This window comes from Streptomyces sp., assembly GCF_031181555.1.
Classification (GTDB): Bacteria; Actinomycetota; Actinomycetes; order Streptomycetales; family Streptomycetaceae; genus Streptomyces; species Streptomyces fimbriatus.
Window position 1 is genome coordinate 15,261 of sequence record NZ_JAPSKQ010000126.1, and the last position, 4,174, is coordinate 19,434.

General features: G+C 74.1%; 4 protein-coding genes. All 4 read right to left on the reverse strand.

Annotation, left to right across the window (positions count from 1 at the left end; all coding sequences use genetic code 11):
* Positions 1–75 precede the first annotated feature (75 nt).
* From RIM90_RS22690 to RIM90_RS22705, 4 genes are read right to left on the reverse strand one after another with little or no spacing between them, the layout of a single operon-like run.
* On the reverse strand, positions 76–690 hold the full coding sequence (locus RIM90_RS22690; RefSeq protein ID WP_309062594.1) for a TetR/AcrR family transcriptional regulator: 615 nt from the start codon (positions 688–690) through the stop codon (positions 76–78).
* Positions 678–1,412, reverse strand: coding sequence for an enoyl-CoA hydratase family protein (locus RIM90_RS22695; RefSeq protein WP_309062595.1), 735 nt, complete (start codon positions 1,410–1,412; stop codon positions 678–680). The genes RIM90_RS22690 and RIM90_RS22695 overlap by 13 nt, the downstream gene beginning before the upstream one ends.
* Positions 1,409–2,986, reverse strand: coding sequence for a 4-coumarate--CoA ligase family protein (locus RIM90_RS22700; RefSeq protein ID WP_309062596.1), 1,578 nt, complete (start codon positions 2,984–2,986; stop codon positions 1,409–1,411). The genes RIM90_RS22695 and RIM90_RS22700 overlap by 4 nt, the downstream gene beginning before the upstream one ends.
* Before the next feature lie 17 nt (positions 2,987–3,003).
* Positions 3,004–4,143, reverse strand: a complete 1,140-nt coding sequence (locus RIM90_RS22705) for an acyl-CoA dehydrogenase family protein (protein WP_309062597.1) — start codon at positions 4,141–4,143, stop codon at positions 3,004–3,006.
* Between the last annotated feature and the right edge of the window lie 31 nt (positions 4,144–4,174).

A 4,174-nucleotide genomic window follows, 5' to 3' on the forward strand; every position in this document is an offset into this window, starting at 1 on the left:
CCCGCCGGGCGAGCCGGCCGGCGTCCGCCTCGTCCGCGTCGAGGCCGGCGATCACCTGGAATCGGCCGCCCGCGGTCAGCCCAGAGCCCTGTCCAGCAGCGCCGCCCACTGCGCCACCACCCGCTCGCGACGGGCCGTGTCGTCGGTGAGGAGGTTGGCCAGGCCCAGGCCGCGGGCCATGTCGAGGAGGCCCTGGACGGTCTCGCGGACGCCGGGGCGGGTCTCGTCGGCGCCGAGGAGCTCCACGGCGATGCGGTGGGTCTCGCGGCCGACGCGCGCCTCCAGCTCGGTCACGCGCGGGCGCAGCTGCTCCTCGTCGGAGGCGGCGACCCACAGGTGGAGGGCGGCGCGGAACAGCGGGCCGGTGTAGAGGTCGACCAGCGCCGCGACCACCGCGTGGCGGTCACCGGCCGCCGCGCCCCCGGGGAACAGCGCGCGCAGGGCGGTGGAGCGTTCCTCGGCGACGTACTCGACGGCGGCGGTGAAGAGGTCCTCGCGGGTCGGGAAGTGGTGCTGGGCGGCGCCCCGGGAGACGCCGGCGCGCTCGGCGACGACGGACACCGTGGAGCCCGCCCAGCCGCGTTCGGCGAGGCAGGCCACGGCGGCTTCCAGGAGCCGCTGCCGGGTGGCCCGGCTGCGGTCCTGCTTGGGGACTCGTTCCGCACGGTCGGCCGTGCTCACACCACCCATTCCGGATCCCGTCGTTCGAGGAAGGCCGTCATCCCCTCGCGCGCGTGGGCGGAGGCGAAGAGCCGGGCCGAGAGCGCGGTCAGGTCGGCCGCGTCCCGGTCGAAGGTCTCCAGCACCCTAGCCGTGAGCAGCCGTTTCGTCTCGGCCAGGGCCTCGGGGGCGGCTCTGCGCAGGCCGTCGAGGACGGGGGCGAGGACCTCGTCGACGTCGTCGCCGGCCGCGGTGAGCAGGCCGATGCGGACCGCCTCGGCGGCGTCGAGGCGTTCCCCGGTGAGGTAGTAGCGGGCGAGCGCGCGGGGGTCGGTGCGGGGCAGCAGCGGCAGGGAGACGACGGCCGGGGCCACCCCGATGCGGACCTCGGTGAAGGCGAAGGTGGCCGCGTGGGAGGCGGCGGCGATGTCGCAGGCGGCGAGCAGGCCGAGGCCGCCCGCGCGGACGTGCCCGGTGACCCGCGCGACGACCGGTCGGGGCAGTTCGACGATCTGCCGCAGCAGGCCGGCCAGGGACTCCGGCGTCGGAGGGTCGCGCAGGTCGGCGCCCGCGCTGAAGGTGGTGCCGGTGTGGGTGAGGACGACCGCGCGGACGCCGGTGTCCTCACCGGCGTCGGTGAGCGCGGCCGCCAGTTCGCCGACCAGGGCGGCGGACAGGGCGTTGCGGTGGTGCGGGGCGTCGAGGGCGAGCGTCTCGACGCCCCGCGCGCGCGTGCGGTGGACCAGGGTCACGAGGGCTCCTTGCGCGCCCTGAGTTCGCGGCGCAGGATCTTGCCGGAGGCGGCGCGGGGGACGCCGTCGATGAAGGTGACGTGCCGGACGCGCTTGTAGGGGGCGACGCGTTCGGCGACGTACATCATGACCTCGCCCTCGGAGAGCCCCGGAGCGGTCGGCCGGCGGACCACGCAGGCGTGCGGGACCTCGTTGCCGTCGTCGTCGTGGACGCCGACGACGGCGGCGTCGGCGATGCCCGGGTGGGTGAGGAGCAGTGCCTCGAGTTCCGCCGGGGCGACCTGGAAGCCCTTGTACTTGATCAGCTCCTTGACCCGGTCGACGACGAACAGCCAGCCTCCACCGTCGACGTGGCCGACGTCGCCGGTGTGCAGCCAGCCGTCCTCGTCGATCATCGCGGCGGTGGAGTCGGGGCGGCCGAGGTAGCCCTTCATCACCTGCGGGCCGCGGATCAGGATCTCGCCGGACTCGCCGGGGCCGAGGTCCCGGGACGGGTCGTCGAGGGAGACGATCCGCATCTCGGTCCCGGCGATGAGCCTGCCCACGGTGCCGGGCGGCGCCTCCCGCATCGCGTCGAGCGGGACGACGTGCGTGCCGGGCGACAGTTCGGTCATGCCGTAGGCCTGGCCGACGGGCGGCAGGCCGAGGCGCGCGGAGCAGGCGGCGGCGAGCCTCGCGTCGAGCGGGGCGGCGGCGCTGATCACGTACCGCAGCGAGGACAGGTCGTACGCGGCGACCAGCGGGTGCTTGGCGAGGGCCAGCACGATCGGCGGGGCGACGTACAGACCGGTGATGCGGTGGTTCTGGATGGCGGCGAGGAACGTCTCCAGGTCGAAGCGCGGCAGCACGACGACGGTGGCGCCGTGCCGCAGGGGCGCGTTCATCAGGGCGGTCAGCCCGTAGATGTGGAAGAACGGCAGGACGGCGAGGATGCGGTCGCCGGGCCCGGCGGGGACCGCCGGCTCCAGCTGGGCGAGGTTCGTGGCGATCTGCCGGTGGGTGAGCATCACGCCCTTGGGGACGCCGGTGGTGCCGGACGAGTACGGCAGGGCGGCGACGTCCTCCGCCGGGTCGATCGCGACCCGCGGCTCGGGCGCGGCCGAGGCGAGCATGTCGATGAGGGACCGGTGCCCGGGCGCGCTGTCGCACACGAAGATCTCCCGTACCCCGCCCGCGAGTTCGGCCGCGCGGCGGGCCGTGTCCAGCAGTGGGGAGACGGTGACGATCCAGCGGGCCGCCGAGTCCTTCAGCTGCTTGCCGAACTCCTCGGCGGTGGCGAGCGGGTGGACGGTGGTGACCGAGGCGCCCGCGCGGGTGGCCGCGTAGAAGGCGGTGGGGAAGGCGATCGTGTTGGGGCTGTGCAGGGCGAGCACGTCGCCCTTGCGCACGCCGGCCTCGGCGAGGGCGGCGGCGACGCGCCGGTGGAACCGGTCCACCTGCTCGTACGTGAGGGTGGTGCCGTCGGTGCCGTCGATCAGCGCCGGGGTGGTGCCGAACTCGGCGGCCCGGCCCAGGACGGCCTCGTGGATGGGGAGATCGACGGGCGGGACGTCCGCGTACTCGCTGCGGAACATGGTTCCTCCAGGGCGGCCTAGTACGACTTGGGAAGGCCCAGGGTCTGGTGGGAGACGTAGTTGAGGATCATCTCCCGGCTCACCGGGGCGATACGGGCCACGCGCGCGGCGGTGATCAGCGAGGCGAGCCCGAACTCACGCGTGAGGCCGTTCCCGCCGAGGGTGTGCACGGCCTGGTCGACGGCCTTCACACAGGCCTCGGCCGCCGCGTACTTGGCCATGTTCGCGGCCTCGCCCGCGCCGGTGTCGTCGCCCGCGTCGTAGAGGTGGGCCGCCTTCTGCATCATCAGGCGGGCCAGTTCCAGGTCGATGTGCGCCTGGGCGAGGGGGTGGGCGATGGCCTGGTGGGCACCGATGGGGGCGTTCCAGACGGTGCGGTCGCGGGCGTACCCGACGGCCCTGGCGAGGGCGTACCGGCCCATGCCGATCGCGAAGGCCGCGGTCATGATGCGTTCGGGGTTGAGTCCGGCGAAGAGCTGCAGCAGCCCCGCGTCCTCGTCGCCGACGAGGGCGCCGGCGGGCAGCCGTACGTCGTCGAGGGTCAGCTCGAACTGCTTCTCGGCGGCGTTGAGTTCCATGTCGATCTGCCGGCGCCCGAAGCCGGGGGTGTCGCGGGGGACGATGAACAGGCAGGGCTTGAGCCTGCCGGTGCGGGCGTCCTCGGTGCGGCCGACGACGAGGGTGGCGTCGGCGATGTCGACGCCGCTGACGAAGACCTTGCGGCCGGTGAGGAGCCAGTCGGTGCCGTCGCGGCGGGCGGTGGTGGTGATGCGGTGGCTGTTGGATCCGGCGTCGGGTTCGGTGATGCCGAAGGCCATCAGGCGGCTGCCGTCGGCGAGGGCGGGGAGCCACTCCCGTTTCTGGGCGTCGGTGCCGAAGCGGGTGATGACCGTGCCGCAGATCGCCGGGGAGACGATCATCATCAGCAGGGGGTTGCCGGCGGCGCCCATCTCTTCGAGGACGAGGCAGAGTTCGGTGATGCCGCCGCCTCCGCCGCCGTACGCCTCCGGCAGGTTGACGCCGATGTAGCCGAGCTCGGCGGCCTCCTGCCAGAACTGCCGGTTGTCGGTGCCGGGGGCGGGGGAGCGGCCGGTCGCGAAGGCGGCGACCGCTTCGCGGAGGGCCTTGTGCTCGTCGGATTCGATGAGGGCGGGCATGCGGCTCCTTCGGGTGCGGGTCGTGTGTGGC

Excerpts from the sequence above, each read along its gene's own strand:
- RIM90_RS22705 (WP_309062597.1), bottom strand. The coding sequence starts at position 4,143 with ATGCCCGCCCTCATCGAATCCGACGAGCACAAGGCCCTCCGCGAAGCG.
- RIM90_RS22700 (WP_309062596.1), bottom strand. The coding sequence starts at position 2,986 with ATGTTCCGCAGCGAGTACGCGGACGTCCCGCCCGTCGATCTCCCCATC.
- RIM90_RS22690 (WP_309062594.1), bottom strand. The coding sequence starts at position 690 with ATGGGTGGTGTGAGCACGGCCGACCGTGCGGAACGAGTCCCCAAGCAG.